Consider the following 15,948-nt stretch of genomic DNA (forward strand, 5'->3'; position numbering starts at 1 on the left):
CAAGAGCGGCGCATCTGCTTGCACTACACAATCATGTAGGGCCGCGGCATCGTCCGCCGGGCCGGGTGGATCACGCTGGAGCGCAGTACCTCCGTAGCGCGAAAGGCAGTTGCCGCGTCATGCCCCCCACCGGACAGACTCCCCCGATCGCAGACACCCTTCCCGGCGTCCCCGTCGCCGACATCTCCGCCACCGGACCCGGCGGTGCGCCCGTCCAGCAGGCCATGGACCTGATGCGCGAGCACGGGCCCGTGTTCGTGCGGCGGCTGTACGGGCGGGACACGCTGTTCGTGGGCGACCTGGACCTCGTGGCCGACCTCGCGGACGAGCAGCGCTTCGCCAAGCACATCGGGCCGGGTCTGGAGAACGTCCGGGAGTTCGCCGCCGACGGCCTGTTCACGGCGTACAACGACGAACCCAACTGGGCGAAGGCGCACGACATCCTGATGCCCGCCTTCGCGCTGGGCTCGATGCGCACCTACCACCCCGTGATGCTGAAGGTGGCCCGGCGACTCATCGCGTCCTGGGACCGCGACGCCGGCGCCGGACGGCCGGTGAACGTCCCCGACGACATGACCCGCATGACGCTCGACACCATCGGACTCGCCGGGTTCGGCTACGACTTCGGCTCCTTCGAGCGGGCCGAGCCGCACCCCTTCGTCGAGTCGATGGTCCGCTGCCTGGAGTGGAGCATGACCCGCCTGGCGCGCGTCCCCGGCCAGGACCACTCGGTGCAGGACGCGGCCTTCCGCGACGACTCCGCCTACCTCGCCCGGGTCGTCGACGACGTCATCGCCGCCCGCACCGGCACCGACCAGAGCGACGCCGACGATCTGCTCGGCCTGATGCTCACCGCCGAGCACCCCGCCGACGGCACCACACTCGACACCGCCAACATCCGCAACCAGGTCATCACGTTCCTGATCGCCGGCCACGAGACCACCTCCGGCGCCATGTCCTTCGCGCTGCACTACCTGGCCAAGCACCCCACCGCCCTCCAGTTGGTGCAGCGCGAGGCCGACGCGCTGTGGGGCGACCAGGCCGACCCCGAGCCCACGTACGACGAGGTCGGCAGGCTCACCTACACCCGCCAGGTGCTCAACGAGGCCCTGCGGCTCTGGCCCACGGCCGCCGTCTTCTCACGGCAGGCCCGCGAGGACACCCTGCTCGGCGGACGCGTCCCGCTGCGCGCCGGACAGTCCGCCCTGGTCCTCACGCCGATGCTGCACCGGCAGCCCGTGTGGGGCGACAACCCCGAACTGTTCGACCCCTCCCGCTTCACGCCCGAGGCGGAGGCCGGGCGGCCGGTGCACGCCTTCAAGCCGTTCGGCACCGGCGAGCGTGCCTGCATCGGGCGCCAGTTCGCGCTGCACGAGGCGACCATGCTGCTGGCCATGCTCGTCCACCGCTACCGGCTGCGCGACCACGCCGACTACCGGCTCACGGTCAAGGAGACCCTCACCCTCAAGCCCGAGGGCTTCACCCTCGCGCTCGCGCCGCGCACCTCCGCCGACCGCGTCCACACCCCGCTGCCCGGAGCGGCCCCCGCCCGGGTCACCGAGTCGGCCGAGCCGCAGGGCCTGCCCGCGCGCGTCCGCCCCGGCACCGCCGTCCTCTTCCTGCACGGCAGCAACTACGGCACCTGCCGCGACTTCGCCGCTCAACTCGCCGACGAGGCCGCCGCGATCGGATGCGCCACCGAGGTGGCCCCGCTCGACACCTGTGCGGGCGGCCTGCCCACCGACCGGCCCGTCGTCATCACCGCCGCCTCCTACAACGGCCGCCCCACCGACGACGCCACCGCCTTCGCCGCCCGGCTGGAGGAGACCCACGACCTGACCGGAGTGACGTACGCCGTCCTCGGCGTCGGCGACCGCAACTGGGCCGCCACCTACCAGCACGTCCCCACCCGCATGGACGAGCGGCTCGCCGCGTCCGGCGCCGTCCGGCTGCTGGAACGCGCCGCCGCCGACGCCTCCGGCGACCTCACCGGCACCGTCCGTACCTTCACGGCCGCCCTGCGCACGGCCCTGCTGGAGCGCCACGGCGACCCGGACGCCACGACGCCGGACCCCGCGCCCACGACCGCCTACGAGGTGCGCACCCTGACCGGCGCCCCGCTGGACGCCCTGGCCGAACGGCACGAACTCGTCCCCATGCGCGTCACCGAGGCCCACGACCTCACCGCGCCCGGCCACCCCCGCCGCAAGCGGTTCGTCCGCGTCGCGCTGCCCGACGGCGTCACCTACCGCACGGCCGACCACCTCACCGTGCTCCCCGCCAACGCCCCGGACCTCGTCACACGGGCCGCCGACGCGCTCGGCGCCGACCTCGACACCGTGCTGGACATCCGCCCCACCCGCCCACGCCGGGACGGCATCGCCGTCGACCGGCCCGTGACGGTACGGCAGCTCCTCACCCACCACGTGGAACTGCAGGAGCGCCCGAGCGCCGGGCAGCTGGCCGCGCTCGCCGCCGCCAACCCCTGCCCGCCGGAGCGCACGGCCCTGGCCGCCCTCACCGGCGACCCGCGCACCCTCGTGGAGATCCTGGAGGACCACCCGGCGCTGCGCGGCGCTCTGGACTGGCCGCGGCTCCTCGACCTCCTCACCCCACTGCGCCCGCGGCACTACTCCATCTCCTCCTCGCCGGCCGTCGACCCCGGCCACGTGGATCTCATGGTCTCGCTGCTGGAGGCACCCGCCCGCTCCGGCAAGGGCGTCTACCGCGGCACCGGCTCCGGACACCTGACCGCCGTGGAGCCCGGTGACACGGTGTACGCGCGCGTGCAGCCGTGCCGGGAGGCCTTCCGCATCGACGTCACCGGCGACTCGGCACCGGTCGTCATGATCGCGGCGGGCACCGGCCTCGCTCCGTTCCGCGGTGTCATCGCCGACCGTACGGCGGCCCTCGCGGCGGGCGCCGAACTCGCCGTGGCCCTGTGCTATTTCGGCTGCGACGCCCCCGACGCGGACTTCCTGCACGCCGGGGAACTGCGCGCCGCCGAAACCGCCGGAGCCGTCTGTCTGCGCCCCGCCTTCAGCGAGACCCCCGAGGGCGAGGTGCGGTTCGTGCAGCACCGGATCGCCGCCGAGGCCGAGGAGGTGTGGGCCCTGCTGGACGCCGGAGCGCGCGTGTACGTCTGCGGAGACGGTTCGCGGATGGCGCCCGGGGTGCGGGAGGCGTTCCGTACGCTGTTCCGGAAGCACACACCGGACGCCGACGAGACGGCCGCCGAGCAGTGGCTCGACGGGCTCATCGCGGACGGGCGTTACACCGAGGACGTGTACGCCGCCGGCTGACGCGAACGCAGGGGGAGGGGTGGGCACACGGTGGTGGACTCCTGGGAACGGGCCCGGCACGTCCTTCAGGAGGCGGGCCTGGACCCGGGCCGCCTCGCCCGCCTCGCCCCGATGAGCGGCGGCACGTACAACACCGTCGAGGAACTGCGCCTCACCGACGGCAGCCGCTACGTGCTGAAGGTCCCGCCCCCCGCCGCCGTCCCCGGCCTGCGGCACGAACGCGATCTGCTGGTCTCCGAGGCCGAGTTCTACCGCTCGGCCGCCCGCGCCGGGGTCACCGTGCCGCGGCTGGTGTCCATGGGCGACGGCTTCCTGCTGATGACGGCCTGCCCGGGCGCCCCGTGGGACGGCACGCTCACCGACACGGAACACACCGCCCTGCGGACGGAGCTGGGAGGCCAGGTGGCACGGCTGCACCGCGTGACGGGCCCCGGCTTCGGCTACCCCTCCGGCGCCCTCGGCCCGCTCGCCCCCGACTGGCGGACGGCGTTCACGGGGATGTTCGACGCCGTCCTCGACGACGCCCGGCGCTACGGCGCCCGACTGCCCCGGCCCGTCGACGCGGTGGCCCGTACCGCCGCGTCCGCATACGACACCCTCGACGAGGTCACCGTCCCGTGCCTGGTCCACTTCGACCTGTGGCGGGGCAACATCCTCGTCGACCGCCCGGGCTCACAGGCCCGTATCGGGGGCCTCATCGACGGGGAGCGCATGTTCTGGGGCGACCCCCTGGCCGACTTCGTCTCCCTGGCGCTGCTGGGCGACATCAGGAAGGACGAGGAGTTCCTGGCCGGCTACCGGGAGGCCGGCGGCCTGGCCGGCTTCGACACACCGGCCCGCCTGCGCCTCGCCCTGTACCGCGCCTACCTCTACCTGATCATGATCACCGAGACCGTTCCCCGCCAGGCCGGCGAGGAGCAGCAGCGTTGGGTGGGGGAGAAGGTCGCCCCGGAACTCGTCGCGGCCCTGGACGAGATCAGGGCGGCCTCCGGAGCCGCCGGTTAGCTCACGTCATGAAGTAAGTGGGAAGGGAAGTCGAGCCACCTACCGACCCGACAGTATGTTGCAGGTCGGACAGGGCGAGCGAAGGGAGCCTCATGGCGGCGGGGAACGGGCGCACGGTACGCGATCTCAGGCGGGCCAACCGCACGGCCGTGCTGCAACGGCTCTACTTCGACGGTCCGCTCAGCCGTTTCGAACTCGGTCCGGCCACCGGCCTGAGCTCCGGCTCCGTCAGCAACGTCGTCGCCGACCTGGTCGCAGACGGACTGGTCGAAGAGGCCGGAAGCGTCGACTCCGACGGCGGCCGCCCCCGCACCCTGCTGCGCGTCGCGCCCGGCAGCGGCCACATGATCGGCGTCGACGTCGGCGAGACCCGGGTCCGCGTCGAGCTCTTCGACCTCACCCTCACCGAACTCGCCCGCGTCGAGCACGCGCTCACGCCGCAGCGGTACGAGGTCGAGGTCATCGTGGACCACATCCGCGAGGGCATCGCCGAGGTGCTGGACACCGCGGGCCTCGCGCCGGAGCGGCTCCTCGGCGCCGGCATCGGCGTCCCCGGCATCGTCGAGCGCACCCCCGGCCGCGGCGCGCTCGTGCACGGGCAGACCATCGGCTGGGACGCCGTCCCGCTGGAGGCCCTGCTCCGCGCAGGTTCCCCGCTGCCGGACACCGTCCCGTACTTCATCGACAACGGCGCCAGGACGCTGGGCCAGGCCGAGATGTGGTTCGGCGCCGGACGCGGCGCCCGCAACGCCGTCGTCGTCCTGTTCGGCTCCGGCGTCGGCGCGAGCCTCGTCACTCCGGACGTGGAGCAGGGCCGCGCCGTCGAATGGGGGCATCTGACCGTGCGGGTGCGGGGCCGCCGCTGCCGGTGCGGGGCGCTCGGCTGCCTCGAGGCCTACGCGGGCGCCGAGTCGCTGGTCGCCCGCTGGCGGGAGGAAGGCGGCCGGGTCCCGGACGGCACCGACGAGGAGACCGCCCTCACCGCGATGCTCGCCGCGGCCCACCCACCCGCCGGCACCGCGGCCGACCCCGTCGCGCTGGCCGTCCTGGAGGAGACCGCCGAGTACCTGGGTGCGGGCCTGTCAGACCTGATCAACCTCTTCCAGCCCGAGCGCATCCTCATCGGCGGCTGGGCCGGCCTGGCGCTCGGCCCGCGCTTCCTGCCCGCCGTACGTCGCCACGCCATGGCCTACGCGCTGCGCCACCCGGCCGGGAAGGTGACCGTCGACCTGGGGCGGCTCGGGCCCGACGCGGTCACGGTCGGTGCGGCGATCCTGCCGCTCGCCGACTTCTTCGCGCGCGGCGGGCGGCGCCCCCACCCGGCACCGGAGGACCCGCTCCCGGCCTGGCGCACGGCGCTCCAGGAGCGGACCCCGCGCTGAGGTTTCGCCGATCACCGCGGAGGTACTCGCGTGGCGCCCGGACCACAGAAGGGAGCACGCCGTGACCGACCACCGCCTCGAAGGACCCGGCGAGAACGGTGAGCCCATCCCGCGGGACATGCCGGACCAGCAGGCCGACGACGGCGAGGACCCGTGGGAGGTCGCCCCGCGCTTCACGGGCACCGGCGAGGACGACAAGCAGCAGAGCGACGACGAGACCGACGAGCCCGCCGATGACGTCCCCGACACGGACGAAGCGGGGACGGGCCGGCAGGGAGCACCGCACTCGGGAACGGTCCACCCCGAGCACCCGGTGCCGGACGAGCCCTCCGCCTGAGGAGGGCATCCCACCGAGGGCCGCAGCCGGCTGTGGGGGTCGGCTGCGGCCCTCGGGCATGTCCGGCCTCGCTCGCGCAGGCCCGGGACGCTCAACCGCGTCGCGTCCCCGCAGCGGCCTGCGGGGCCGGGGCGCTCGGCCCAGCTTGCGTCCCCGCAGCGGCCTGCGGGGCCGGGGCGCTCGGCCCAGCTTGCGTCCTTGCAGCGGCCCGCGGGCCCGGGCTGGTCAGCCCAGCTTGCGTCCCCGCAGCGGCCCCCCCGGGATCGGGGCGCTCGGCCCACCTTGCGTCCCTGCAGCGGCCCTCCGGGGCCGGGGCGTTCAGCCCACCTTGCGTCCCCGCAGCGGCCCGCGGGCCCGGGCTGGTCAGCCCACCTTGCGTCCCCGCAGCGGCTCCGTCGGCGCGCCCGCGCCCTGCTGGAGACCCAGCAGGAACTCCTCCAGCACCTCGGGTGCCGTACGCTCCGGCTGCCAGCCGAGCTCCACTCGCGCACGTGTGCAGTCCATCAGCGGCAGTCGCAGCACCGCGTCGAACAGGTGCGGGGAGGCGGGCAGCAGATGAAGGCCCCAGGCGGCGGCGATCGCCGACCGGGCCGCGCCCCGCGGCAGCCGCACCGGACGCGCGTCGAACATCTCGCCCAGCAGCCGGGCGTCGACCGGCGGGTCGGCCGCCAGGTTGAAGGCACCCCGGACATCGGAGCGCAGCGCCAGCCGATACGCGTTCGCCGCGTCGTCCGTGTGCAGCGCCAGCATCCGCAGCCCCGGGATGTCCGGCAGGAAGGGCAGCAGCTCCGGGCGGGCCAGCGGACCGGGCAGGAAGCGGCCGCCGAAGATGCGCCGCTGCTCACTCGCGGACTCCCGGCGGAACAGGAAGGCCGGCCGCATCCGCACCACCCGCGTCCCGGGGTGATCGCGCTCGAACGTGTCCAGCGCCCGCTCCAGATAGGCCTTCTCCCGGCAGTAGGCGGCGTCCGGCCAGCCGTGCGTCGGCCACGACTCGTCCACCGCCTCGTCCTTGGGTCCGGGCGAGTACGCGCCGACCGACGAGGCGTGCACCAGCGCGGGCACGCCCGCCTCGGCCACCGCCTCGAAGACCTGCATGCTGCCGAGCACATTGGTGCGCCACGTAGCGGCCGGATCGTGCGTCGGCTGGAACGCCCAGGCCAGATGAACCACCGCGTCCGCGTCCCCGAACCGCTCCACCAGATCGGACCGCTCGGACGCCAGATCGACGGCGGCCCAGTCCGTCTTCGGCGGCGACCAGTCGGGGATCCGCCGGGCCAGGCCCAGCACGGAGGCGACCTCCGGGTCCTGCGACAGCAGACGCACCACACTGGTGCCCACATTGCCGGTGGCACCCGTGACCACGATCCTCATGCCCGTTCCGCTGTTCACCTCGTGCTCCTCTCGGCCGCGGTCCCCCGGGAGGTGACCGAGTACCCGGGGGACGCGGAAAGCACGTCGGCGAGCGGAAGCCGCGTCACTGCTCCGGGTCGCCCGGGACGGTTTCGGCCCAGAGGTTCTCCGCCTGGAGCAGCAGCGTGCCCAGGACGGCCGTGTGGGCGGCTCCCTCCCCGGCGTGCCGGCGCAGGTTCTCCTGCAACTCCCCGTGCAGCTCTCGCATCGCCTTCTCGGTCTCGTCGTCCGGCCGGGCGGTCACGCCGCCGTCGAGCAGACTGTCGGCCTCGGCGCACAGGGCGTCCCCGATCAGCCGCAGCAGACGCGCGTACGAGCGCAGGGCCTGGCCCTCGGGCGGGGCGGGCGTCCGGTTGTCGTCCATCGACACCGCCAGGGCACGGGTGAGCGTGGTGACGTGCCCGGTGACCCGGCCGAGCCGCTCGTCCTCGTCCACCGCCGGCAGGGCACCCTCGTGCGGCACGCGGTGCAGGGCGCGCAGCGGGGCGTAGGTCATGCGCAGGCTCTCCTGACTCCACCGGCGTGCCGAGCGCAGCGCCTGCAGACGGTGGTCCAGCCGGGTCGAGGCGGTGACCCAGCCGGAAGCGGTCTGCGCGTCCCACTCGCCCTCGCGCAGGTCGGCGGCGACGGTGTGCAGCACCTCCCCCGTCTCCCGGGCGAGCGCCGCCAGGTTCGCCCGTACGTCCCGCAGGTGGATCGGCGGCAGGACGAGCGCGTTGACGGCGACGCCGATGACCGCGCCGATCGCGGCCTGCCCCACCCGGTGCCCGACGGCGGACAGGCTCACCATGCCCGAGGAGATGGTGAACAGGGCCGTGGTCGCCGCGTAGATGCCCTGGTCTCCGAACCGGGGCCAGTTCGCCAGCAGCATCAGCACCGGCACGGACAGGGCGAGCGCGCCGGTCGTGTCGTCGGTGATCGCCTGTGCCGCCGAGGCGAGCAGGGTGCCGACGCAGATCGCCCCGAACTGGCGCGCGCCCTGCACCAGGGAGCTGAACACGGTGGCCTGTACCAGCACCAGTGCGACCCAGGGCGCCATCAGTGCCAGCGGGTCGCCCATCCAGACGCCGCCCACCAGCCATGCCAGCACCGCCGCCCCGGCCGCCTTCAGCGACTGGACGACCAGATCCCGCTCCCGTCCGGGCCCCTGCCACGCCGCTCGTACGGCGTTCCAGGCGCCCCGCGTGTCGCGCCGCACGGCATCCACCGGCCGTACGGCGCGCGCGCCCTGGTCCAGGGCGCGCATCCGCCCCTGGGCCGTCGGTGCTCCCTGGGGCCGCTCACCGGGGGCCGGCGCCGTGCTTCTGTCCCTGTCCTTCCGCCCGAGGAGGGTTCCCGCCGTCCGCCGTACCGCATTCATCACACGCGTCATGCGCTGTGGGTATCCGCGTGACCGGCGGTTTCACTTCGCTTCATGCGAGCGCCCCCTCGCCGAGGGCGGACAGGAGGTGTGCGGGATCGGCGTAGACCGCGTCCGCTCCCGACTCCTCCAGGTCGGCGCGCGGGATGCCGCCGCACAGGACGCCCACGCAGCGCACTCCGGCCCGGCGGCCCGCCTGCATGTCCCACACGGTGTCGCCGACGAACACCGCCCGCTCCGCCGGCGCTCCCACCAGCTCCAGGGCGTGCTCGACCGGCTCGGGGGCGGGCTTGCCCTCCTCGACGTCGTCGGCGCCGGCCATGGCGGCGATGGCCTCGTCCGCGTCGATGGCCCGGCGCAGGGCGCTGAGCTCCGCCCCGCCCGCCGAGGTGGCCAGGACCACCGTCCAGCCGTCCCCGTGCAGCCGCCGCAGCAGCGTCCCGGCCTCCGGCAGCGGGGGAAGCCGGTCGAAGTACTGCCCGTACAGGGCCTTGTGACCGGCGCTGATGCCGGCGTCCTGGTCCGTGTCCCGGTCGTCGCCCAGCAGGTGGGCGACCAGGTCGGTCGACGGCAGGCCCACGGCCCGGTGGATGGCGTGCATCGGCACCTCGTGGCCGGCCTGCCGGAAGGCCTCCCACCAGGCCACGACGTGCAGATGGTTGGTGTCGACCAGCGTGCCGTCGACGTCGAACACGGCCGCCCGTCCCGTGCTTGCCATGGGTGCAGTCCTTTCCTCTCCGGCCGCGCGGGTACCACGTCAGGGGCCGGCCACGCCGGACGGCATCCGCCGCTCCCGGGTCCAGGCGAGAAGCTCGTCGAGGGACCAGGTGGTCACCACCCGCTCGGGCGGCACACCGCACTCCTCCGCCCGCCCGCAGCCGTTGATCTGCCAGTCCAGCTGCCCCGGCGCGTGCGCGTCGGTGTCGATGGAGAACAGCACTCCCGCGTCCACGGCCCGGCGCAGCAGACGCCGCGGCGGGTCCAGCCGCTCCGGCCTGCTGTTGATCTCCAGGGCGGTGCCCGTCTCGGCGAGCGCGGCGAACACGTCGTCCGCGTCGAACTCCGACTCCGGCCGGCCCCGCCCGGTCACCAGCCGTCCCGTGCAGTGCCCGAGCACGTCCGAGTGCGGATCGCGTACGGCGGCCACCATCCGCCGGGTCATCGACCGGGCGTCCATGCGCAGCTTGGAGTGCACCGACACCACCACCACGTCCAGCCGGTCCAGCAGCTCCGGCTCCTGGTCCAGCGTGCCGTCCTCCAGGATGTCGCACTCGATGCCGGTCAGCAGCCGGAACGGCGCCCAGGTCTCGTTCAGCTCCGCCACCACGTCCAGCTGCTCCCGCAGCCGCTCGGGCGACAGCCCCCGGGCCACCGTCAGCCGCGGCGAGTGATCGGTCAGCGCCGCCCACTCATGGCCCAGGACCGCCGCGGCCCGGCCCATCTCCTCGATCGGGCTGCCGCCGTCCGACCAGTCGGAGTGCAGATGACAGTCCCCGCGCAACAGCGCACGCAGCTTCTCCCCGCCCCGCACGGCCGGCTGCTCGTGCGCCTCGCCCTCCAGCTTCGTCAGATAGCCGGGCACCTGGCCGGCCAGGGCCTCCCGCACGACCTGCGCGGTCTTCGGACCGACCCCTCTGAGCTTCTCCAGCGAGCCGTCCGCCGCCCGCCGGCGCACCTCGTCCCCGCCCAGGTCCTTCAGCACCCGGGCCGCCGTACGGAAGGCGCGCACGCGGTAGGTCGGCGCCAGGGACCGCTCCAGCAGGAAGGCGATCCGGTCCAGTGCCTCGACGGGGTCCATCGCCACCTCCACCTCAAGGGTTCCCCAGCGCCTCGCGGGCCGCACGACGGGCCGACGGTTTGCCCGGTGTCCTCCCGGGTACCGCGATGCCTCGTCCCGGCCCCGTCGACGAGGAGGCTCGTCATGTCCGCCCCCAGCGCGTCCCCCAGCAAGGTCGCCGTGATCACCGGCGCCGACTCCGGCATCGGCCGCGCCACCGCCGTCCACCTGGCGCGGGCGGGGATGGACGTCGGCATCACCTACCACAGCGACCGCAAGGGCGCGCAGGAGACGGCCGACGAGGTGCGCGCGCACGGGCAGCGGGCCGAGGTCGCCCGGATGGACCTCACCCGGCTGCCCGACGCCGCCGAAACCGTAGACGACCTGTGCGAGCGGCTCGGCCGCATCGACGTGCTGGTCAACAACGCCGGGACCGGCACCATGACGCCCTTCCTGGACCTGGAGCTGTCCGACGTGCGCGAGGTCCTGGACGTCGATCTCGTCGGGCCGTTCCTGTGCGGGCAGAAGGCGGCCCGGCACATGATCGGGCACGGCGAGGGGGGCCGGATCATCAACGTCACGTCCGTGCACGAGCACCAGCCGCGGGTGGGCGCCGCGCCCTACTGCGCCGCCAAGGGCGGTCTCGGGCTGCTCACCCAGGTCATGGCGCTGGAACTGGCCGAGCACCGCATCACGGTCAACGCCGTCGCCCCGGGCGAGATCGCCACGCCCATGACCGGGCAGGAGGACACCGACCCGCACACCGAGAGCCGCCCGGGCATCCCGCTCAGTCGGCCCGGAGACGCCCGTGAGGTCGCCGCCGTCATCGCCTTCCTCGCCGGCCCGGACGCCTCGTACGTCACCGGAGCGTCCTGGAGTGTCGACGGCGGCATGCTCCGGATGGGGCCGCAGGCCGGTTCGCACCTCACCGGTGACGACTGGCGCCGCCCTTGAACCCGCGCCACCGCCGGTTGCGTTCTACGCTCGATGCATGACCGAAAGCGCGAGCCCGTACATATCCCACCCGCGGATCCTGGTGCTCGGGGTACAGCCGGGCACACCGCCGTTCCGGATCGTGCAGATCGACGGCCAGGTGGTCGGGGAGGCCCGGGCCGTCACCGACGTGCTGTCGGCCGCGGCCGCGTTCGGCATCACCGTGCACGACATGGACGACCCGGACGTGGTCCGGTGGGTGGGCGGAGACAAGTTCACCTGGACCGTGCACTAGGCGGCTACCGGACCGTGCGCCAGGCGGCCACGGTCCAGTTCCGGTCCTCGCTACGCCTTCGCCTTGCCGGCCGGCGACTTCTCTCCCGCCCGGCCCGGGCGGGGCCTGCGTGCGTGGACGGCCCTGCTGAGGCGGCGCCCCAGGAGCAGGTAACCGATGAGCGCGCCCGTCGTGTTGAGGATCACGTCGTCGACGTCGAAGGCGCGGCCGGTGACCAGCGCGCCCTGGGCGAACTCCACCAGGAGCATCACGGTCGCGGTCAGGAGGAGCACGCGCAGGATGCCGCGGGTGCGCGGGGCGACCACCGGCACGAGGACGCCGAAAGGAATGCCCAGCAGGATGTTGCCGCCGATCTGCTTGACGGCGTCGCGCAGCTCCGGCTGGTCGAGGTAGGCCCTCAGGGAGCTGCCCGGCTGGAGATTGCTGTGGGTCAGCGCCTCCGAGGCGGGCGAGGGCTGCAGGGTCAGCCGGGCGAGCACCACGGCGAAGGCGACCATGAACGTGAAAGCGCACAGCATCGCCAGCAGCCGGACGGGCAGCGGGAGCGGGCGTCGCTCGCTCCCGGACCCGGTGGTCCGGGGACGTGAGGCTGCACTGGCCATTCGGTCCTCCAGTCGTCAACATCCCTGTGTGACAGGGCGGTTACCCCCGGGTGAGCCGACGATGCCGTGGGGGTTCGTTCCCGGCCACGGCCCCCGGCGGCAGCGCCGGGGACGCCATCGCCCGGGATCGCTCCCACCCTCCGATTCCCCTTATCGGCCGGAGCACTCCCGGCGGGACGCCGCCTCGTACGGAAGCCGGTCAGCTCCCGTACGAGACGCGCACCGCCTTGAAGCCCAGGGAGCGCAGCAGGCCTTCGAGCATGCCGGTGGTGTTCGACTCGGCGCGTGCGGTCAGTTCGCTCTCCTTCGCCGCGTCGCCGATGTGCCGCACCGCGAGCTTCTGCACGGCCTGTTCGCCGTTGGGGTTGTCCGAGAAGAGGTCACCGAGGCGGTCGAAGAGACCGCGCTGCTTGGAGACCGCGTAGGAGCGGTCGGGGTCGAGGGCGGGCTTGCCCAGGCGGGCGTGGGGCAGCCGGAGCGTGGCGGACGTGCGGTCGCCGTTGACCTTGACATCGTTCTCGCCGACCTTGCCCAGGTCGACATAGGCGTCGACGGTGCCCGCGCCGACGTAGAGGGTGCGGGTGCCGCGGATGGCGTCGGGCAACAGCTTGGCGTCCTTCTCCAGGTCGACGACGACCTGGAAGTTGCCGGAGGCGGCGTCGTAACGGCTGAGGTCCTGGACGGACTTCAGCAGCGCGGGGCCGGACCGGTCGTGGGTGTCGGTGCCGAACAGGTCCTTCAGGCCCGGGACCACGCTCAGCCGGAGCCCGGCGAAGAACACCACGAGCACCAGCACGAGCGCGGCCACCACCTTCGCCCAGCCGGGCATGCGCCCGGGGAGGCGCTTGACGGGAGTCGTCATGCGACGGCCCTCCTTCCTACTGTGCGAATGCCCGCCACAACCCGTGCCAGACCGCCCGGTTGAAGAGGAACCGCCCCGGGCGGAAGCACGCGGGGCGCACGCCCGTCAGAGGCGGTGCGTCGCGTCCGGCTGCTCCAGCGCGGCGTCCAGCGTCGGCTGTGGAGGAAGCGTCCGGGACAGGCCGGTGATCCGCAGGACGCGCAGCGTCAGCGGGTGTGCGCAGACGAGGAGCACATGTCCCCGCCGGTCCAGCACCCGGCTGCGGGCCCGGTACAGCAGTCGCAGCCCGGAGCAGTCGAAGAAGTCGATACCGCTGAGGTCGATCACGATGCGGGCGGCGGGGCGGTCCGTCTCCCGGTCCAGATGCGGTTCGATCTCCGTGGCCGCGGCGAGGTCGATCTCGCCACGGAACTCCAGCACGGTGTGCCCACGTTCCTGGCGGACCCGCAGATGCCGGGTGAGCGGTGCAGGTTCCTGCCGCACGACGAGATCGCCTCCAGCCTGCTCCGTGCGTGGGGAGGTCACGGCTCAACGCCGTTCCCCGCCCTGCAAGTTACCCTCCAACGAGTGAATTTGAGCATGTTCGATTGACATATGTCTTTGAATTGCGGCCGAGTTGGCCGAGGTTCACGCCGGGGCGTGCGCGGGGGCGCCACAGGGGCGCGCTCTCCGCTAGGACAGGGCGTGCCAGGCCCTGGTGAGCGCCTGGCGGAACTGCTCCGTCTGGTGCGCCGTGAGGTCCCGTACCATCCGGTCCTCCAGCTCCCGGACGGGCCCGGCGTGCCGGGCGAGCAGCTCGCGGCCGGCGTCGGTGAGCAGGATCAGCAGCTCCCGGCGGTTTCGGGGGTTGCGCTCCCGGCTCACCAGTCCGCGGCCCTCCAGGGAGCGCACCAGGTCCGCGATGGACTGGGCGGTGACGAAGGAGTCGCGCGCCAGCTGGGCGGCGGACAGTCCGTCGTGCCGCTCCAGCACGGTCAGTGCGGTGTACTGGAGGGCGGTGATCCCGGAAGGTCTGACCAGCTCGTCCAGATGGGAACGCACGACGAGCTCCACCTGCTTGACCATGTAGAGCAGGGAAGGGGGTGCCTTGGTCGCCTGTGTGTCGAGCATGGAAGCAGGCTAGACCATTGACAGGAAACCTGTCCGTAAAGAGACTGCGCACAGACAGGAATCCTGTTTGTTGAAATCTTGGCGACGACGCTGAGGAGTGGCGATGACCACCTTCGAGGGCACACCCGGGCAGCTGTTCATCGGAGGCCGATGGCGCGAAGCCGCGGACGGAGCGCGCACCGAGGTGGTCGACCCGTCCCGGGGCACGGTCGTCACCACCGTCGCCGAGGCGGGCCCCGCCGACGTCGACGCCGCCGTACGCGCCGCCCGCGAAGCGTTCGACGACGGTGCCTGGTCCGGTCTGAGCGGCCGCGAGCGCGGCCGGGTGCTGCACCGCGTCGCCCAGCTGATCAGGGAGAACGCCGACGACCTCGCCGCACTGGAGAGCCTCGACGTCGGCAAGCCGATCACGCTGTGCGGCGCGGTCGACGTGACGAACGCGGCCAACGACTACGAGTACTTCGCGAACCTCGCCCAGAGCCAGGACGGCGCCCTGCGCGAGACCCCCATGAACGCCCTCGCCTACACCAGGCGCGAGCCCCTCGGCGTGGTCGCCGCGATCACCCCGTTCAACTTCCCGCTGATCCTCGCCGGCTCCAAGCTCGGCCCCGCCCTCGCGGCCGGCAACACCGTCGTCCACAAGCCCGCCGACGAGACCCCGCTCAGCGCCCTCTACATGGCCCGGCTGCTCCAGGAGGCGGGCGTCCCCGACGGCGTGGTCAACGTCGTGACCGGCACCGGCCCGGTGGCCGGCGAGGCACTGCTGCGCCACCGCGGCGTCGACAAGGTCGCCTTCACCGGTTCCACCGCGATCGGCCGGCACGTGGCGAGCGTCGCGGGGGAGGCGCTCAAGCCCGTCACCATGGAGCTCGGCGGGAACGCGGCCCACATCGTGTTCGAGGACGCCGACCTGGAGAAGGCCGTCGGAGCGGTCATCAAGGGCTTCGTCTTCAACACCGGCCAGTTCTGCATGGGCGGACCGCGCCTGCTGGTGGCCCGCTCGGTGTACCCGACACTGCTCGGCATCCTCGCCGAGGCCGTGCCCGGTGTGCCGGTCGGCGACCCGCGCGACCCGGCCACCGTCGTCGGCCCGATGGCGGCCGAGAAGCACCTGAAGAAGGTCGAGGAGTACGTCGCCCTGGCCCGCAAGGAGGGCGCCCGGATCGTCTGCGGCGGCGAGCGGCTCGACCTCGACGGCGGCTACTACTACCGGCCCACCGTCATCGCCGATCTGGCCAACGACTCCCGCGTGATCCAGGAGGAGATCTTCGGCCCGGTCCTCACCGTGCAGCCCTTCGACGACGAGGACGAGGCCGTCGCCCTCGCCAACTCCACGCCCTACGGCCTGGCCTCGGGCGTCCAGACCAGCAACCTCGCCCGCGCGCACCGGGTCGCCGGCCGGCTCCAGGCCGGCATCGTCTGGGTCAACGACTGGGCGATGCTCGACCCCGCCGTGCCCTTCGGCGGCGTGAAGGACTCCGGCTACGGCCGCGAGTACGGGCCCGAGGCCCTCGCCGGTTACACGAAGGTCAAGTCCGTCGTCGTCTCGCTCGACTGAGCCACCGCCAAG

Annotated in this window: 15 protein-coding genes; 7 read left to right on the forward strand and 8 right to left on the reverse strand. The window is 73.3% G+C overall.

Annotated features, from left to right (window positions below):
- Positions 1–119 precede the first annotated feature (119 nt).
- The 4 genes from ACFY9S_RS28760 (at position 120) to ACFY9S_RS28775 (ending at position 6,026) form a co-directional block, all read left to right on the forward strand.
- Positions 120–3,302: a cytochrome P450 gene (locus ACFY9S_RS28760; RefSeq protein WP_391133689.1), complete on the forward strand. Its 3,183-nt coding sequence runs from the start codon at positions 120–122 to the stop codon at positions 3,300–3,302.
- A 30-nt stretch (positions 3,303–3,332) separates the two neighbouring features.
- Entirely contained in the window at positions 3,333–4,307 is a 975-nt protein-coding gene (locus ACFY9S_RS28765; protein ID WP_391133692.1) for a phosphotransferase, read from the forward strand.
- A gap of 92 nt (positions 4,308–4,399) precedes the next feature.
- Positions 4,400–5,689, forward strand: coding sequence for an ROK family protein (locus ACFY9S_RS28770; RefSeq protein WP_391133695.1), 1,290 nt, complete (start codon positions 4,400–4,402; stop codon positions 5,687–5,689).
- Between the two features lie 61 nt (positions 5,690–5,750).
- Positions 5,751–6,026, forward strand: coding sequence for a hypothetical protein (locus ACFY9S_RS28775; RefSeq protein ID WP_102908608.1), 276 nt, complete (start codon positions 5,751–5,753; stop codon positions 6,024–6,026).
- Positions 6,027–6,389: 363 nt separating this feature from the next.
- Here ACFY9S_RS28775 and ACFY9S_RS28780 read toward each other — a convergent pair whose 3' ends face one another.
- The 4 genes from ACFY9S_RS28780 to ACFY9S_RS28795 all read right to left on the reverse strand — a co-directional run bounded on the left by ACFY9S_RS28780 (position 6,390) and on the right by ACFY9S_RS28795 (position 10,597).
- The gene (locus ACFY9S_RS28780) at positions 6,390–7,418 is read right to left on the reverse strand and encodes an NAD-dependent epimerase/dehydratase family protein (RefSeq protein ID WP_391133699.1); all 1,029 of its coding nucleotides are present in this window, start codon (positions 7,416–7,418) and stop codon (positions 6,390–6,392) included.
- A gap of 85 nt (positions 7,419–7,503) precedes the next feature.
- Complete coding sequence (locus ACFY9S_RS28785; protein ID WP_391133891.1) at positions 7,504–8,685, reverse strand: aromatic acid exporter family protein; 1,182 nt, start codon at positions 8,683–8,685, stop codon at positions 7,504–7,506.
- 166 nt (positions 8,686–8,851) lie between these two features.
- Positions 8,852–9,517: an HAD-IA family hydrolase gene (locus ACFY9S_RS28790; RefSeq protein ID WP_391133702.1), complete on the reverse strand. Its 666-nt coding sequence runs from the start codon at positions 9,515–9,517 to the stop codon at positions 8,852–8,854.
- Positions 9,518–9,556: 39 nt separating this feature from the next.
- A complete protein-coding gene (locus tag ACFY9S_RS28795; protein ID WP_391133705.1) occupies positions 9,557–10,597 on the reverse strand; it encodes a PHP domain-containing protein in 1,041 nt (346 codons plus the stop codon).
- 123 nt (positions 10,598–10,720) lie between these two features.
- Here ACFY9S_RS28795 and ACFY9S_RS28800 point away from each other — a divergent pair, with 123 nt between their 5' ends.
- Together ACFY9S_RS28800 and ACFY9S_RS28805 are read left to right on the forward strand one after the other, a co-directional pair.
- Positions 10,721–11,530 carry an SDR family oxidoreductase gene (locus tag ACFY9S_RS28800; protein WP_391133708.1) on the forward strand — a complete coding sequence of 270 codons (810 nt, stop codon included), beginning with the start codon at positions 10,721–10,723 and terminating at the stop codon, positions 11,528–11,530.
- 37 nt (positions 11,531–11,567) lie between these two features.
- Positions 11,568–11,804 (forward strand): hypothetical protein, encoded by a 237-nt coding sequence (locus ACFY9S_RS28805; RefSeq protein WP_184853309.1) that lies wholly within the window; start codon positions 11,568–11,570, stop codon positions 11,802–11,804.
- 50 nt (positions 11,805–11,854) lie between these two features.
- Here ACFY9S_RS28805 and ACFY9S_RS28810 read toward each other — a convergent pair whose 3' ends face one another.
- The 4 genes from ACFY9S_RS28810 to ACFY9S_RS28825 form a co-directional block, all read right to left on the reverse strand.
- Entirely contained in the window at positions 11,855–12,406 is a 552-nt protein-coding gene (locus ACFY9S_RS28810) for a VanZ family protein (RefSeq protein WP_391133711.1), read from the reverse strand.
- A gap of 199 nt (positions 12,407–12,605) precedes the next feature.
- Positions 12,606–13,268: a DUF4230 domain-containing protein gene (locus ACFY9S_RS28815; protein WP_391133714.1), complete on the reverse strand. Its 663-nt coding sequence runs from the start codon at positions 13,266–13,268 to the stop codon at positions 12,606–12,608.
- Positions 13,269–13,373: 105 nt separating this feature from the next.
- Positions 13,374–13,751: an anti-sigma factor antagonist gene (locus tag ACFY9S_RS28820; RefSeq protein WP_391133717.1), complete on the reverse strand. Its 378-nt coding sequence runs from the start codon at positions 13,749–13,751 to the stop codon at positions 13,374–13,376.
- 189 nt (positions 13,752–13,940) lie between these two features.
- A complete protein-coding gene (locus ACFY9S_RS28825; protein ID WP_391133719.1) occupies positions 13,941–14,378 on the reverse strand; it encodes a MarR family transcriptional regulator in 438 nt (145 codons plus the stop codon).
- Between the two features lie 103 nt (positions 14,379–14,481).
- Between ACFY9S_RS28825 and ACFY9S_RS28830 the strand changes: the two genes are divergently transcribed.
- Positions 14,482–15,936 carry an aldehyde dehydrogenase family protein gene (locus ACFY9S_RS28830; RefSeq protein WP_391133722.1) on the forward strand — a complete coding sequence of 485 codons (1,455 nt, stop codon included), beginning with the start codon at positions 14,482–14,484 and terminating at the stop codon, positions 15,934–15,936.
- Positions 15,937–15,948: the final 12 nt, after the last annotated feature.

It is taken from the genome of Streptomyces sp. NPDC012474, from assembly GCF_042955185.1.
GTDB lineage: Bacteria > Actinomycetota > Actinomycetes > Streptomycetales > Streptomycetaceae > Streptomyces > Streptomyces cahuitamycinicus.

Excerpts from the sequence above, each read along its gene's own strand:
- ACFY9S_RS28800 (WP_391133708.1), top strand. The coding sequence starts at position 10,721 with ATGTCCGCCCCCAGCGCGTCCCCCAGCAAGGTCGCCGTGATCACCGGC.
- ACFY9S_RS28770 (WP_391133695.1), top strand. The coding sequence starts at position 4,400 with ATGGCGGCGGGGAACGGGCGCACGGTACGCGATCTCAGGCGGGCCAAC.
- ACFY9S_RS28815 (WP_391133714.1), bottom strand. The coding sequence starts at position 13,268 with ATGACGACTCCCGTCAAGCGCCTCCCCGGGCGCATGCCCGGCTGGGCG.
- ACFY9S_RS28785 (WP_391133891.1), bottom strand. The coding sequence starts at position 8,685 with ATGCGCGCCCTGGACCAGGGCGCGCGCGCCGTACGGCCGGTGGATGCC.
- ACFY9S_RS28795 (WP_391133705.1), bottom strand. The coding sequence starts at position 10,597 with ATGGACCCCGTCGAGGCACTGGACCGGATCGCCTTCCTGCTGGAGCGG.
- ACFY9S_RS28790 (WP_391133702.1), bottom strand. The coding sequence starts at position 9,517 with ATGGCAAGCACGGGACGGGCGGCCGTGTTCGACGTCGACGGCACGCTG.
- ACFY9S_RS28810 (WP_391133711.1), bottom strand. The coding sequence starts at position 12,406 with ATGGCCAGTGCAGCCTCACGTCCCCGGACCACCGGGTCCGGGAGCGAG.
- ACFY9S_RS28805 (WP_184853309.1), top strand. The coding sequence starts at position 11,568 with ATGACCGAAAGCGCGAGCCCGTACATATCCCACCCGCGGATCCTGGTG.
- ACFY9S_RS28830 (WP_391133722.1), top strand. The coding sequence starts at position 14,482 with ATGACCACCTTCGAGGGCACACCCGGGCAGCTGTTCATCGGAGGCCGA.
- ACFY9S_RS28760 (WP_391133689.1), top strand. The coding sequence starts at position 120 with ATGCCCCCCACCGGACAGACTCCCCCGATCGCAGACACCCTTCCCGGC.
- ACFY9S_RS28825 (WP_391133719.1), bottom strand. The coding sequence starts at position 14,378 with ATGCTCGACACACAGGCGACCAAGGCACCCCCTTCCCTGCTCTACATG.